Annotated in this window: 11 protein-coding genes; 5 read left to right on the top strand and 6 right to left on the bottom strand. The window is 73.2% G+C overall.

Features of this window, described 5'->3' with window-relative positions; genetic code table 11:
- The first annotated feature begins 118 nt into the window (after positions 1 to 118).
- Positions 119 to 3,394, top strand: a complete 3,276-nt coding sequence (locus tag ABT170_RS05560; RefSeq protein WP_351864289.1) for an AAA family ATPase — start codon at positions 119 to 121, stop codon at positions 3,392 to 3,394.
- Positions 3,395 to 3,419: 25 nt separating this feature from the next.
- On the opposite strand, the gene ABT170_RS05565 is transcribed toward ABT170_RS05560, so the two are convergent.
- From ABT170_RS05565 to ABT170_RS05580, 4 genes are all read right to left on the bottom strand, one after another.
- On the bottom strand, positions 3,420 to 4,625 hold the full coding sequence (locus ABT170_RS05565; protein ID WP_351864292.1) for a MerR family transcriptional regulator: 1,206 nt from the start codon (positions 4,623 to 4,625) through the stop codon (positions 3,420 to 3,422).
- Positions 4,626 to 4,779: 154 nt separating this feature from the next.
- Positions 4,780 to 5,637 (bottom strand): ABC transporter permease, encoded by an 858-nt coding sequence (locus ABT170_RS05570; RefSeq protein WP_329944615.1) that lies wholly within the window; start codon positions 5,635 to 5,637, stop codon positions 4,780 to 4,782.
- Positions 5,634 to 6,605, bottom strand: a complete 972-nt coding sequence (locus ABT170_RS05575; protein ID WP_329944616.1) for an ATP-binding cassette domain-containing protein — start codon at positions 6,603 to 6,605, stop codon at positions 5,634 to 5,636. The genes ABT170_RS05570 and ABT170_RS05575 overlap by 4 nt, the downstream gene beginning before the upstream one ends.
- 228 nt (positions 6,606 to 6,833) lie before the next feature.
- A complete protein-coding gene (locus tag ABT170_RS05580) occupies positions 6,834 to 7,241 on the bottom strand; it encodes a hypothetical protein (RefSeq protein WP_351864297.1) in 408 nt (135 codons plus the stop codon).
- A gap of 131 nt (positions 7,242 to 7,372) precedes the next feature.
- Between ABT170_RS05580 and ABT170_RS05585 the strand changes: the two genes are divergently transcribed.
- From ABT170_RS05585 to ABT170_RS05600, 4 genes are all read left to right on the top strand, one after another.
- Positions 7,373 to 8,269 (top strand): hypothetical protein, encoded by an 897-nt coding sequence (locus ABT170_RS05585; protein WP_351864300.1) that lies wholly within the window; start codon positions 7,373 to 7,375, stop codon positions 8,267 to 8,269.
- Between the two features lie 151 nt (positions 8,270 to 8,420).
- On the top strand, positions 8,421 to 9,371 hold the full coding sequence (locus ABT170_RS05590) for an NADP-dependent oxidoreductase (RefSeq protein ID WP_329944619.1): 951 nt from the start codon (positions 8,421 to 8,423) through the stop codon (positions 9,369 to 9,371).
- A gap of 50 nt (positions 9,372 to 9,421) precedes the next feature.
- Positions 9,422 to 9,667, top strand: a complete 246-nt coding sequence (locus tag ABT170_RS05595; protein ID WP_266922280.1) for a DUF2630 family protein — start codon at positions 9,422 to 9,424, stop codon at positions 9,665 to 9,667.
- 118 nt (positions 9,668 to 9,785) lie between these two features.
- A complete protein-coding gene (locus ABT170_RS05600; RefSeq protein ID WP_502970482.1) occupies positions 9,786 to 11,684 on the top strand; it encodes an FUSC family protein in 1,899 nt (632 codons plus the stop codon).
- A gap of 144 nt (positions 11,685 to 11,828) precedes the next feature.
- On the opposite strand, the gene ABT170_RS05605 is transcribed toward ABT170_RS05600, so the two are convergent.
- Together ABT170_RS05605 and ABT170_RS05610 are read right to left on the bottom strand one after the other, a co-directional pair.
- The gene (locus tag ABT170_RS05605) at positions 11,829 to 12,248 is read right to left on the bottom strand and encodes an RNA-binding S4 domain-containing protein (protein ID WP_266922279.1); all 420 of its coding nucleotides are present in this window, start codon (positions 12,246 to 12,248) and stop codon (positions 11,829 to 11,831) included.
- Between the two features lie 145 nt (positions 12,249 to 12,393).
- Positions 12,394 to 14,463: a PhoX family protein gene (locus tag ABT170_RS05610; RefSeq protein WP_329944938.1), complete on the bottom strand. Its 2,070-nt coding sequence runs from the start codon at positions 14,461 to 14,463 to the stop codon at positions 12,394 to 12,396.
- Positions 14,464 to 14,558: the final 95 nt, after the last annotated feature.

The following is a 14,558-nucleotide window of genomic DNA, read 5'->3' on the forward strand; positions in this document are numbered from 1 at the left end:
CGCGACCGACCGGCGCAGGTGACCGGCGGGCCGGGCCCGGGGTTTCGGGGCGGCGGGCGGCCCCGCGTGATTCCACGCGGGGCCGCCCGCCGCCGTGGGCTGCTCCTATCGTGTAGCCATGACCCCTGCTCTCTTCGGGCGCGACCATCCCGCAGGCGTGCTCCGCTCCGAGATCGGCCGGGCGACGGAGAGCCACGGCGGCCTGGTGCTCGTCACGGGCGAGGCCGGCATCGGGAAGACGGCGCTCGTCATGGACGCCGCCCGCGGGGCGAAGCGGCGCGGGGCACTCGTGGTCGGCGGTTCCTGCTGGGACTCCGACAGCACCCCGGGCTACTGGCCGTGGGTGCAGGTGCTGCGCGGGGTGCGCCGCGCAGCCACCGGCGCGGAGTGGGCCGCGGCCCAGGAGGCGTCGGACGGACGGCTGGGCGTGCTGCTCGGCGAGGCGGGGAGCGGGCCGGGAACAGCTCCGGAGCCGGAGGCGGGTCCACCGGACGGCGCGGAGACGTTCGGGCTGTACGACGCGGTGACCACGGCCCTCGTCACGGTCTCGCAGAGCCGCCCGCTGATAGTCGTCCTCGACGATCTGCACAGCGCCGACCCGGCGTCACTGCGGCTCCTGGAGTTCGCCGCCCAGCACGCCTGGTTCGAACGTCTGCTGCTCGTCGGGACCTACCGGGACGTGGAGGCGGAAGCCCCGGAACACCCCCTCCGGCAGCTGATCCTGCCGCTCGTCTCCCGCGCCTCGGCCACCCTCACCCTGACCGGCCTCGGCCGCGACGAGGTGGGGGCGCTGATGGCCGTCACGACGGGCCGGGAGCCCGCGGCGCGGCTGGTCGACGAGGTCCACCGGCGTACGGGCGGCAATCCCTTCTTCGTCGAGCAGACCGCCCGGCTCTGGCACAGCGGCAGCCCGCTCTCCACCATTCCGCCCGGTGTGCGCGAGGCGGTCGGGCAGCGGCTGACCCTGCTGCCCGAGCCGGTGGTCGCCCTGCTGACCACCGCGGCCGTCCTCGGCCGGGAGTTCCGTCGCCAGGTGCTCGCCGCGGTGCACGGCGTGCCCGTCGCGCAGGTGGAGGCCCTGCTGGAACGCGCGGTCTCGGCACGCGTCGTCGTCGCCCGCCCGTCCGGGCACTACTCCTTCGCCCACGACCTGCTGCGCGAGACGCTGTACGCCTCGCTGGACGCGACGGCCCTCCGCGCGCGCCACGCGGAGGTCGTACGGAACCTGGACGCCCACAGCGGGCTCGTCGGGTCCGTCTTCCCCGGCGACCTCGCCCGGCACGCCCATCTGGCGGGCGGGGCCCTGGACCGCGAACGCCGTGTCGACCTGCTGCTGGAGGCCGCCCGGGACGCCTCGGGACGGCTGGCCGGCGAGGAGGCCGTCGGCCACTACCGGCGGGCCCTGGCCGCGGCGGAGGGGGAGACGGCGACCGGGGAGACGCCGGACCACCGCCGGATCGCGCTGATCTGCCTGGACCTCTCCTGGCAGCTGCGGCTCGGCGGTGAGCAGGAGGAGGGGCAGCGCTGTCTGGACCGGGTCGTCGCACTCGCCCAGGAACTGGACGAGCCGGAGCTACTGGCCCGGGTCGCGATGACCCTGCACCGCGAAGGCGCCCTGGGCTCCCGGGACGCGTCCACGCCGACCCTGCTGCGCGAGGCGCACCGCAGGCTCACCGGCAGGGACGGCCAGGAGAACCTCTCCGCCGACCGGCTCGCCCGGGAACTGGCCATCAACATCGTCTCGCTCGCCCGGCGCGGCTCGGACGACGAGGCGCTCGCCTTCTCCCTCTGGGCGCTCCACGACTCCCTGTGGGGGCTCGGCTCCTCGGCGGAACGCCTGGCGCTGACCGACGAGATGACCGCCGTGGCCCGGCGCACCCACCACCGCGAGATGGAGCTGCACGCCACGTCGATGCGGTGGGTGACCCTGCTGGAACTGGGCGACCCGCGGTTCGTGGACCAGTTCCGCACCTATGTCACGCTCGCCGAGCGGTCCGGCATGCCCCGCTTCGACCTGGGCATCGCCGTGGACACCGGCCTGATCGCCTCCCTGCAGGGGCGGTTCGCCGAGGCCGACGAGGCCCTCGCGGACAAGGCGCTGGGCAAGGGCGACCCCGCGGCCTCACCGTTCGGCTTCACGGCGGACCATCTGCACTGGGCCCACCAGCTGCTCCAGGGGCGGTACGAGAAGGCCGAGGCGGTCCTCACCGGCCTGCCGGGCTCCGGATATCCCTACTCCCGGCTGCTGGAGGCGATCACGGCGGTGGAGCAGGGCGACCCGGCGCCCGCGCTGCGCCATATCGCCGAGAGGTCCGACCGGGCCGCCCCCTACTCGCGGCCCCTCACCCCGCTGTGGCTCCGGCTGCTGGCGCAGACGGCCGCGCTGACGGGCGACCGGCGGCTGATCTCCCGGGCCGAGGAGGCGCTCGCGCCGTACACCGGGCAGTGGGTCGTCTCGCTGTACGGGTGCGACATCAGCGGTCCCGTCGACCTCTGGCTCGGCCTGCTCGCCGCCGCCCGCGAGGACCTGGACGCGGCGGTGGCCCGGCTCACCGAGGCCGTCGCCTCCTCGGACCGCCTGGGCGCCCGCCCCTGGTCCGTACGCGCCCGGCTGCACCTGGCCCAGTCCCTGCTCGCCCGGGGCGGGGGCGGGGCCGGGGCCACGGCGGGCGACGGGGCGGGAGCGGCGGGAGCCGCTTCGGAGGATGCCGCGTGGGCGGGCCGGCTGCTGGCCGAAGTCGGCAGGGAGGCCGCTGAGTTGGGCCTGCCCCACCTGGCGTCCGGGGCCGCGTCCCCGCAGGCCCGCTCCACCCCGCGTCCGCCGCCCGGCGGCATCGCCGTACCGGCCGCAGCGGAGTTCCGGCGGAACGGGCCCGTGTGGTCGCTCCGCTGGGCCGGGGTGAGCGTCCATGTGCCGGACGCCAAGGGGCTCCGCGACCTGCACACCTTGCTGCGGGTGCCCGGCTCCGACGTCCCCGCCGTACACCTGCTCGCCCCCGAGGGCGGCGAGCAGGTGGTCGCCGCCCGCCGGCTCGGGGGCGACCCCGTGCTCGACGAGGAGGCCAGGCGCCGCTACAAGGAGCGCCTGGACCGGCTCGACGCGGAGATCGACCGTGCCGCGGCGCGGGACGACATGCGGAGGGTGGGGGAATACGACCGGGAGCGGCGGTCACTGCTCGACGAACTGCGCCGCGCGGCCGGGCTCGGCGGCAGGACCCGCCGTCTGGGCGACGAGTCCGAACGGGCCCGCAAGACGGTCACCGCCCGCATCCGGGACACCCTGCGCAAGCTCGACACGCTGCACCCCGCACTGGCCGCGCATCTGCGGGAGTCCGTGACCACGGGCACCACCTGCGCCTACCGCCCCGGCGACCTCCCCGACTGGCGCCTGTGACACGGACGGCCCTGGCGCGCCCCCCTCACAGCGCCACGACATCGGCGACGACACACGCCACGTTGTCGGGACCTCCGGCGTCCGCGGCCAGGGCCGCCAGATCCCGTACGGCCGTGTCGGGACCGTCCGCCGCGATGACCGCCCGGCGCAGGTCCCCCTCGTCCACCACCGCCGACAGCCCGTCCGAGCACAGGAGGTAGCGGTCACCGGGACGGGCCTCGCGCAGCCGGACGTCGGGCCGGGTCCGCACCGTGCCGGCGCCGCCCGCCAGCGCCTTGAGCAGGAGCGCGCGCTGCGGGTGGGAGCGCGCCTCCTCGGCGGTCAGCACACCGTCGTCGATCATCGACTGGACCAGGCTGTGGTCGTGCGTGATCCGGAACAGCTCGCCGTCCCGCAGCAGATAGGCCCGCGAGTCCCCGATGTGCACCAGTCCCAGCCGGGAGCCGGTCCACACCATCGCGGTGAGTGTGGTCCCCGACTCCTCCGGCGCGGGACGCCCAGCCACGGCGTCCCGGACCGCCCGGGACGCGCGGTCCGCCGCGTCCTCCAGCGCGTTGAGCAGGTCCGCGGCGCCGACCACCCCCTGGGCGGCCGGTTTCAGCGCGTCGAGGGCCGCCGCGCTCGCCTCGGCGCCGCTCTCCCCGAAGCCGTCGGCGACGGCCAGCAACCGGGCCCCCGCGTAGGCCGCGTCCTGGTTGGACTCCCGCACCGACCCCCTCTCGGTGAGCGCCGCGTACCGGATGCCGAGCGTGCCCAGCCCGGCCCCGGCCCCGCCCCGCCCCGCGGTTCCGGCTCCGGCCCCGCGGCCGGGACCGTCGTGCGCGTATGAATCGTTGCCGCCCCGTGCGTCGTCCGGCGTCCTCGGCATCGCGACTTCCTCCGCTGTCAGATGGTCGATGAGGAACGTCGCCAGATCGCGACGGGCCGCCGTCTCGGTCTCCACCCGCGCCCAGTAGGCCCGGATCTCCGCAGCGGCGGCGCCCGGGTCGAGCGCCACCACCGCGGTGATCCGGCTGAGCGGCATGCCGACCCTGCGCAGCCACGCCACCAGCCGGGCCGTCTCCACCTGTGCCCGGTCGTAGTACCGGTAGCCGTTCCCCGGATCGACCAGGGCGGGGCGGAGCAGGCCCAGTTCGTCGTAGCGTCGCAGCGCCTTGGCGGAGAGCCGGGACAACCGGGCGAACTCCCCGATCGTCACCAGACCGCCCGCCGCACGGCCCCCGCGTTCCACCACGTACCTCCTCGTACCGGACGTCTTCCCGCCCGGCCCCACCGATGCTGGGGCCTCCCCCGCGGGGAAGGTCAAGGATGCGCCGCCGGAACGGAACGCCGAGGTCCGGGGCGGTGTCCATGACGTCCGCCGTACGCCCGCCGGGCGCGGCCCGTCACTTGCGGTTGTAGAGCCGCATCGTCACCGGGCCGAACACCGCCACGAACAGCGCGGCCCAGCCGAGCGTCCAGGCGATCTCCACGGTGGGCCGGTTCCCGGCCATCAGCTCACGTACCGCCGAGGCCAGATGGGTGACCGGGCTGTTGTTCACGAAGGCCTGGAGCCAGCCCGGCATCGTCTTCGGGTCGACGAACACATTGCTCAGGAACGTCAGCGGGAAGATCACCATCATGCTGACGCCCATCACCGACTTCTCGGACTTCAGCAGCAGTCCGAACATCGTCCAGATCCAGGAGAACGAGAACGAGAACACCAGCAGCAGGGCCACGCCCGCCACCATCCCGACCACTCCGCCGTCCGGCCGGAAGCCGATGATCATGCCGACGACGAGCATCACCAGTGAGGCCAGCACATAACGCAGCACATCGCCCAGCAGGTAGCCGACCATCGGCGCGGGCCGCCAGATCGGCAGCGTACGGAAGCGGTCGAAGACGCCCTTGGCGATGTCGGTGTTGACCGAGATCCCGGTGTACATCGTGATCATCACGACGCTCATCACCAGGATGCCGGGCAGCAGGAACTGGATGTACTCCCCGGTCGAGCCGGCCAGCGCCCCGCCGAAGAGGTACGTGTACATCAGGACCAGCATGATCGGGAACGCCGTCACATCGAACAGCTGGTCCGGCACATGCTTGATCTTCAGCATGGCCCGCCACCCGAAGGTGACGGAGGCCGACAGCGCGCTCGGCCTCGGCGGCCGTTCCCGACCCACCAGAAGGGACGCGAGCCGCTCCGCGTCCGGTGCGGCGAGCGCGACCTCGTCGAGTTCCGTCCTGGCAGTCGTGGTGCTCATGCCGCCGCCCCCTTCTTGTCCGTGAGTGCGAGGAAGACCTCGTCGAGGCTGGGCTGTCCCAGCGAGAAGTTGTCGACGGTGATGCCGGACCTGGCCAGTTCCGCCAGCGCCCGTGCGGCCTGCGCCGCCGCGCCCCGCTCGGTTCCGTTCCCCGTGACCCGGGCCGTCAGCACCAGGGGGTCCGGTTCCCGCTGGACCGTCGCGTCCAGGGCGCTCGCCAGCACCCGCTCGGCCTCGGGCCGCTGCGCGGGGTCGCGCAGCCGCAGATGGACGGTGCCCGATCCGACCGAGGCCTTCAGCTCGCCCTTGGTCCCCTCCGCGATCACCTTGCCGTGGTCGATGACGGCGATCCGGGACGCCAGCTGGTCCGCCTCGTCCAGATACTGGGTGGTGAGCAGGACCGTGGTGCCCTGGGCGACGACCGTCCGCACGATGTCCCACACCTGGTTGCGGCTGCGCGGATCGAGACCGGTCGTCGGCTCGTCGAGGAAGAGCAGGTCCGGAGTGTTCAGGATGGAGGCGGCGATGTCGATCCGGCGCCGCATGCCGCCCGAGTAGTTCTTCACCTGCTTTCCCGCCGCCCCGGTCAGCCCGAAGCCCTCCAGCAGCTGCTCCGCCCGGGTCCGGGCGGCCGGCTTGGCGTGCCCGAGGAGGCGTCCGAGCAGCACCAGGTTCTCGCTGCCGGTCAGGTCCTCGTCGACCGAGGCGTACTGCCCGGTGAGGCTGACCCGGCCGCGGACGGCGTCGGCGTCCTTCACGACGTCGTTGCCGAACACCCGCGCCTCGCCGCCGTCCGGCCGCAGCAGCGTCGCGAGCATCCGTACGGTGGTGGTCTTCCCGGCGCCGTTGGGTCCGAGGACCCCGTAGACCGTGCCGGTCGGGACAGCCAGGTCAACGCCGTCCACCGCGCGGTTCTCGCCGAAGGTCTTCACCAGCCCCGCGGTCTCGATGGCCAGTTCAGTACTCATGTTCCGTTCCTTGTACGTCGATGGGCGGGGTGCGCCGAGGTCCGGTCCCAGCTGTGCCACCCCGTACTGACCGGCGGACCCGTGCCCGTGGCTCCCGGAGGGGACCGGCTCGCGGCTCCCTCACCCCAGGGGCGCCAGACGACGGGGCGCGGTCGCCAGACGGAATCTGGCGGCCACGCCCGCGGAGGGAGCAGGACCGCTCGCTCGGTCCCGCCCGGTGCGGAACGCTCAGTCCTCCCTGGTGTAGAAGACATAGAACGAGGCGCACAGCATCACGGCCCCGACCACCAGTCCCAGCACGGTGGACCGCAGCACGCTGGTATCGGTGAGACTGACCAGGAATCCGATCGCGCAGGCGGTCAGCCCGCCGTAGGCCGCGGCTCTCAGCTCACGTGGCAGCGCGTGCTGGATCCGGCCCAGTACGAAGCAGAGCGCGGCCAGCGCCGCTCCGGAGACCAGCCCGAGCACCACCTGCCCGCCGGTGCTCGGGCCGCCGTCGCGGCGGATGAAGGCCGCGTAGAAGCCGAAGATCACGCCCAGCGTGAGCGGCAGGGCCCAGGCGAGCGGACTGTGATGGCGTGCCCGTGCGCGGACCCGCGAGCCCCCACGGGTCGGCATGGCTGCGTGTGTGGCCATGGCGGACAGCTCCTTCCCTCTCCCCCGTCGCGCGCCCCCGTCCCTCCAGCGCACACCCGACCACGCCGGACGGCAACTCGAATGGCGTACGGCCTGCGGCGTGCGGCCCGCGCAGGGGATTTGCTGGGGGTGTGCGGACCTCCCTCTCAGCGGCCCTGTCGGCAGCGCTCTTCCTTCTTCTCGCCGTCCTGGTGCCCCTGAGCGCGCTTTCCGCCTGGGTCGACCTGGAGATCGACGACACCGACCGGTACCTGGCCACCGTCTCCCCGCTCGCCTCCGATCCCGCCGTGCAGAACACCGTGGCCGAGCGGATCACCGACGAGGCGATGAGGCGGATCGACCTCGGACCGCTCCAGGACACCGCCCGGAGCCTCCTCCACGAGACCGTGCGGTCGTTCACCACCACCGAGGCGTTCCATACGGCCTGGGACACCGCCAACCGCGCCGCGTACGAGGCGGTGGCCGCGGCCCTGGACGGTGAGAGCGGGGAGGCCGTGACCATCGATCTGGCGCCCGTGATCGAGCAGGTCAAGCAGGAACTGGTACGCGACGGGGTCCCGTTCGCGGACCGGATCACCGTCCGGCACACACGGATCACGGTGCTGACCGCCGATCAGGCCGACGACCTCCGCGGCTCGTTCCGCCTGCTGCGGGACGGCAGCGTCTGGCCGGCCGTGGGAACCCTGGTGCTCCTGGTGCTGGTGGTGGGCATCGCGACGGTGCGTGGTGGCCGGCGGGCCGCACTGACGGCCGCGGCGGTCGTCGGGGCGGGGTTCGTGGCCGGAGCGGTCATGCTGTGGGTGCTGGTCGCCGTCGGTCGCGACCGGGTGCTGGACGGGGTGCCGGACGGCGACCGGGACGCGGCCGCGGCCGTCCTCGACGCACTGACCGCGTCGCTGCGGACGACCGTGTGGGTGGTGCTGGCCGTGGGCGCCGTCCTGCTGGTGGGGGCGGCCGTGGTGCGGCTGTCGGCGCGTCGCCGGGCAGCGCGGCCGGAACGGACGGACCCCGGCGTTCCGACGGGCTAGCGCAGCCGCCGTGCGGGCGGGCGTCACCCGGGCCGGCGGGGCCTCGCGCGGGCGGGCGGACCCGACGTGCGGGCGGGCGTGGGCCGGGCGACAGTGGGACTCGTGAGTACCGGGCGCGACAGTACCGGGCGCGACGGAGAGGTCATCCCCCATGCGAGCCATCGCGGTCAGCGCGTTCCGTACGGAGCCGCGCCCGGTCGAGATCCCCAAGCCGGAGCCCGGAGCCGGCGAGGTCCGGGTGCGGATCGAGTACGCCGCGCTCAACCCGCTCGACTGGCAGACCGCGGACGGAGCCCTGGAAGGCACCGCCCCGCATGTCTTTCCCCTGGTCCTGGGCGTGGACTTCGCGGGCCGGGTGGACATGATCGGCAGGGGCGGGAACCGGTTCCGGGTGGGTGACCCCGTCTTCGGCCGCGTGACGCGTCCGCCCGTGGGACAGGGGACGTACAGCGAGTACGTGTCGGTACCGCAGAACTCCCCGGTCGCCCTCGCCCCCCGTGACCTTCCGCTCCAGGTCGCGGCGGCGCTCCCGTCCGCCGGGATGAGCGCCGCGCAGATCCTCTCGGCCGTGCGGGTCGGCAGCGGCGGGACCCTGCTCGTCGTCGGAGCGGCGGGCGGTGTCGGCAGCTATCTGACCCAGCTCGCCGCCGCCCGCGGTGTGCGGGTGATCGCGGTGGTGCGCGGCGACGAGGACCGGCGGATGGCCGCCCTCGGCGCGACCGCCACCATCGACACCACCGCCGGGCCCGGGGCTCTCGAAGCGGGACTGCGGGAGCTGTCACCGGACGGGGCCGACGCCCTCGTCGACCTGGTCTCCGCCGACCCGGCCGCCTTCACCGCGGCCTCCGCCCTCGTGCGCGACGGCGGAGTCGCGCTCACCACCCGCCCGGTCGCCGGACGGGCCGCGCCTCCCCCCGGGGTGGAGTGCGTCGGCTTCCGGCTCGCCCCGGCCCCCGGTCTGCTCGACGTCCTCGCCGCCGGAGCCCTGTCGGGCGCGCTGCGCAGCCCCGTCGACATCGAACTCCCCCTGGAGAAGGCCCCGCAGGCCCTCGCCAGGAACCGCGCGGGCGGCGCCCGCGGCAAAACCGTCTTCGCCCTCTGACCCCGTCACCGGCTCTCACCGCACCCACCAGACTCCAACGGAGGAACCCCATGGCCGACCGCGACATCTTCGAGAACATCGACGGACTGGTCGCCGAGGAGCGGGCCCTGCGCGACCGGTCCACCGGGAATCCGGGCCTGTCGGCGGAGGAGAAAGCGCGCCTGCGTACGGTGGAGATCCAACTCGATCAGTGCTGGGACCTGTTGCGTCAGCGGCGCGCCCTCAGCGAATTCGGCGAGGACCCGTCCGTGGCGAGGGTCCGCCCCGCCGACGAGGTGGAGGGCTACCAGAGCTGACCGGAGACCTCGAAGAACAGCCAGGGGGTACGCAGTGGCCACGGCCGACGACTCCGCCGACGCGGATGCCGAAACGGAGGCGGAACCCGAACGGAAGCGCGCGGCACCACCGCCCTGGCTGCTGAACGGGCTGCTCCCGCAGCCCACGCCCATTCACCGGGCCGCGGTCCTGCGCGCCTCCGTCGCCCTGGCCGCCCCGCTGGCCGTCGGCTTCGCCGCCGACCGGCCAGCGTACGGCGCACTCGTGTCGATGGGCGCCCTGTCCGGCGTCATCGGCGACACCGCCGACGCCTACCGCATGCGGATCCTCAACATCGCCGTGCCGCAACTGTTCGGGGCCCTCGGCATCATGCTGGGCACCTTCGTGTTCGGGACCGGCTGGGCGGCCGTCGCCGTACTGACCCTCGTCGGCCTGGTCTCCGGCATGATGTCGACGATCGGCGCCGTCGCCTCCGTCGCCGGCCTGCTGCTCCTGCTCAACGCGGTGGTCGGCGCCGGCCTGCCGATGCCGGACCCCTGGTGGGTGGCACCCCTGCTGCTGACCCTCGGCGGCCTGGTGGTGCTGGTCCTGACCCTGCTCTCCTGGCCGTTCCGCGGCAAGCTCCCCGAACGCGTCGCGGTCGCCGACACCTACCGGTCCATCGCCGATCTGCTGACGGCCGCCGCGACCCCGGAGTACGAGCAGCAACGCCAGGCCGTCACCCAGTCGCTCAACACCTCCTACGACCTGATCCTCGCCCGCCGTGCCCGCTACCACGGGCGCAGCGCCCCCATGGTGCGGCTCCTGTCGCAGCTCAATGTCGTCATCCCGCTCGTCGAGGCGGCACCCGCCGTCCATCTGCGCCGCCACCCGCTGCCCGCCGAGATCCCGGCGGCGGTCCGCGAACTGGCGGACGACGTCGAGCGGAGCCGTACCGGCGAGCCCGAACTCCGGCTGCCCGAACCGGACTCCCCCGAGGCCCGTGCGGTGGACAGCGCGCTGCGGCACACGGCGACCGTCGTGCACAAGGCCGACCCCGACCCGTACAACGTGGACGACCGGCTCGGACGGCCCGCCGCGCTCGGTGTACGGATCCGGCGGACGACCCGCAGTGTGCTCCTGTCCAGCACGTCCTGGCGGTACGGGCTCCGGCTGGCCCTCTGCATCGGTCTGGCGCAGGCGCTCACCTCGCTGATCCCGGTGCCCCGCTCGTACTGGGTCGCGCTGACCGTCACATTCGTCCTGAAGCCCGACTTCGGTTCGGTGTTCTCGCGTGCCGTGCTGCGCGCGGTGGGGACGGCGGCCGGGCTGGTCATCGCCGCCCCGGTGCTGTCCGCGGTACCGATCGGGTGGTGGGACGTGCCCGTGATGGTGGTGCTCGCGGCGCTGATCCCGGTGCTCACGGCGAAGGGGTACGCCTTCCAGACCGCGGCCATCACTCCGGTGATCCTGCTGCTGTCGGACCTGCTGAACCATGAGGGCGTGGGCCTGGTCTGGCCACGCTTCCTGGACAGTCTGATCGGCTGCGGAATCGTGCTGATCGCGGGCTATCTGCTGTGGCCGGAGAGCTGGCACACGCGGATCGGCTCCCGGCTCGCCGACGCCGTGACGGACATCGCCGACTACGTGGCCTGCGGCTTCGACGGCCACGGCACCGACCAGGCCGAACGGGTACGGGCCCGCCGCCGTCTCTACCGCGACCTGTCCTCCGTACGGTCCGAGTTCCAGCGGGCCCTGACGGAACCGCCCCCGGTCGGCACCCGGGCCGCCGCCTGGTGGCCACTCGTCGTCGCCGTCGAACGGATCGTGGACGCGACGACGGCGGCCCGGGTCCGGGTGAACCACGGCGTTCCGGAGCCCTCGCCCGACGAGGTGTCAGGGATCGAGCGGCAGCTGCGGGAGCTGGCCGACGGCATCCGGAGCAGCGAGGTCCTGGTGGAGGTGCGGGCCGAGCTGCCGGGCGACGAGGGCAGTGTCCTTGAGCCGCTGCGCCAGGAGGTGGCGGCGGCCCGCGCCATCGCCTCGCCCCAGCCCTGACCGGCCCGGCCTCGCGGCGGCTCCCGCCCGGCCCCGTACGGGCTCGGCCCACCTCGGCCACCACCGCCCCCGGTCGGGTGTTTCACGTGAAACACCCGACCGGACGCGTACGAGGACCGCAGGAGCCCGCAGGAGCCGTACGGATCAGTGCCGCGGGCCGGGCGCCTGTTCCGGGGCGCGGCCCTGGAGGCGTTCCATCTCCCGCCGGTCGCGCTTGGTCGGCCGGCCGGCGCCCCGGTCCCGGACCGGTACCTCGATCGCCACCTCACGCGGCGGCGGGGGCGGACTGTTGTCGACGAAGCACTCCGCCGCGACCGGCGGGCCGACCCGCTTCTTCACGATCTTCGACACGACGACGATCCGGTCCCGCCCCGCGTGCCGGAGCCGCACCTCGTCGCCGACGCCGACCGTCTGGGCGGGCTTGGCCCGTACCCCGCCGACCTTCACATGTCCTGCCCGGCAGGCGGCAGCGGCCTGCGAACGGGTCTTCGTCAGCCGGACCGACCAGATCCAGACGTCGACCCGGACGCTTCCCTCCGTCTGTGGTGCGTCACCGGAAACCATGGGTCCGACTCTAAGGGCTGTCCGGCCCGGTGCGCCGGGCACGCGGGGCACCGGACAGGACGCGGGGGACGCGTGTCGGGCCCGCACCGATCCGGTGCGGGCCCGACACGCGTGACTGACTCCCCTGACGAAAGCGCGTCCGGTCTCAGACGCCGATGTCGCGGCCGTCCTTGCGCCAGACGGCGACGACCGACGGGCGGACGATCTTCCCGGGACCGTCGGGCCAACTGCTCGCCGGCTTCTCGACGGACGCGCCGTCGACCTCACCGGGGTGCTGCACGGCGACCAGGACCCGGCGGTCCTGGATGAGCGGACCACACGTCTCGGCGCCGGTCGGCACGGTCAGGAACTGCTTCAGCTCCCCGCGCCGATCACCCTGGGTGGCGACCCCGAACAGCCCGTCGTGCGAGCCCAGTTGGTTGCCGTCCGTGGAGATCCACAGGTTGCCGTGGTCATCGAAGGCCACGTTGTCCGGGCAGGAGATCGGGCTGACCTTCTCCTTGGGGAAGCCGGCGAAGTACGTCGCCGGGTCGTTCGGGTCGCCCGCGACGAGGAAGAGCCGCCAGGCGAAGCCGTCGCCCGCCGGGTCGTCCCAGTTCTCGGCGAGCTCCAGGATCTGGCCGTGCTTGTTGGCGTTGCGCGGGTTCGCCTCGTCCGCCCCGGCCTTGCCCGCCTTGCCGCGGTCGGAGTTGTTGGTGAGCGCGATGTACACGCGGCCGGTACGCGGCGAGGGCTCGACGTCCTCGGGGCGGTCCATCTTCGTGGCACCGACCTTGTCACCGGCCAGGCGCGTGTAGACGTACACCTCCTCGGCGGTCATGCCGGGCACGTGCGAGGTGTTGCCCGTGGCGAGCGGAATCCAGACCCCGCTGCCGTCGAACTCGCCGTCCTTGGGCAGCTTTCCGGTGCCGTCGAACTCCTCGACCGGGGAGTCGCCGGTCAGCTTCGCGACGTACAGCGTGCCCTCGTCCAGCAGCGTGAGGTTGTGCTCGCGGGCCGCCCGCGAGTTCCCCTTCTTCATCCGCTTGCTGGAGACGAACTTGTAGAAGTAGTCGAACTTCTCGTCGTCGCCCATGTAGACGACCGGACGCCCGTCGGAGGTCAGCCGGGGCTGGGCGGCCTCGTGCTTGAACCGGCCCAGAGCGGTCCGCTTGCGCGGGGTGGAGTCCGGGTCGTACGGGTCCAGTTCGACGACCCAGCCGAAGCGGTTGGCCTCGTTGGGCTCCTTGGCCAGGTCGAAGCGCTTGTCGAAACGCTCCCACTTGCGCTCCGTGGCGCCCGCCGCGATGCCGTACCGCTTGTGCGTGTCGGTGGAACCGTTGGCGAAGTACTGGTTGAAGTTCTCCTCGCCGTGCAGGGTCGTGCCCCACGGCGTGGTGCCACCCGCGCAGTTGTTGAGCGTGCCGAGCACCTTGCGGCCGGTGCGGTCGGCGGACGTACGCAGCAGGGCACTGCCGGCGGCCGGGCCGGTGACCCGGAATTCGCTGGTCGCGGTGAGCCGGCGGTTGAGCGGGTGCCGGTTGACCGGGCCGAGCTTGCCGGTGCGGTGCTCCTCCTGGACGACGACCACGGAGAGTCCGTGCGCCGCCCAGGCGATCTCGACCTGCTCACGGGTCGGGTTGGCCGGATCGTATCCACGGAACATCAGGATCTCGTCCGTGTACTCGTGGTTGGCGACCAGGACCTGACGGCCGCGCTCACCGCGGAGCGGGAGCAGGGAGAGGAAGTCGTTGTTGTAACCGAACTGGCCCGCCTGCGCCTTCGCGGACTGCTTGTCCGGATTGAAGGCGGGCGCGCCGCGCAGGATCGGCTCGCCCCAGCGGATCACCACGTTCTGACCGTACCCGTCCGGGACGGTGACCTTGTCGTTCTTGTTGGGTGCCACGGGCGTGAAACGCAGACCGCGGGCACCGGAGGGAGTGGGCCGGTGCGGGTGTCCGGGCCCGTGGCCATGACCGGCGAGCGCCGCGGCCTCGGCCTGCGGAACGTTCGGGCCGGTCAGCGCGGCGGTCCCGGCGGCAGTGGCCACGGTCACCACGGCGGCGGCACGCATCATCGAGCGACGCGACAGAGCACCGGCGATGACATCGCCCGCGTACTCGTTGTCGCTGGTGTTCGGTATCTCCTTGAAGCAGGCGTCACCGCAGCGGAAGCGGCAGGTCAGCGCAGAGCGCCCGCCCGGGTGCGAGCTGATGAGCGGCAGCAGATTGCGCACGTGGTTTCCCTCCATCTATGTGTCTTGCGTGACGGTAGGTGCGCATCCACGCGGTACGACGGACTCCCGGTGAACGGACGGTGAAGTCCGGGACA

Origin of the sequence: Streptomyces sp. NPDC001787 (assembly GCF_040297465.1) — a bacterium.
Lineage (GTDB): Bacteria > Actinomycetota > Actinomycetes > Streptomycetales > Streptomycetaceae > Streptomyces.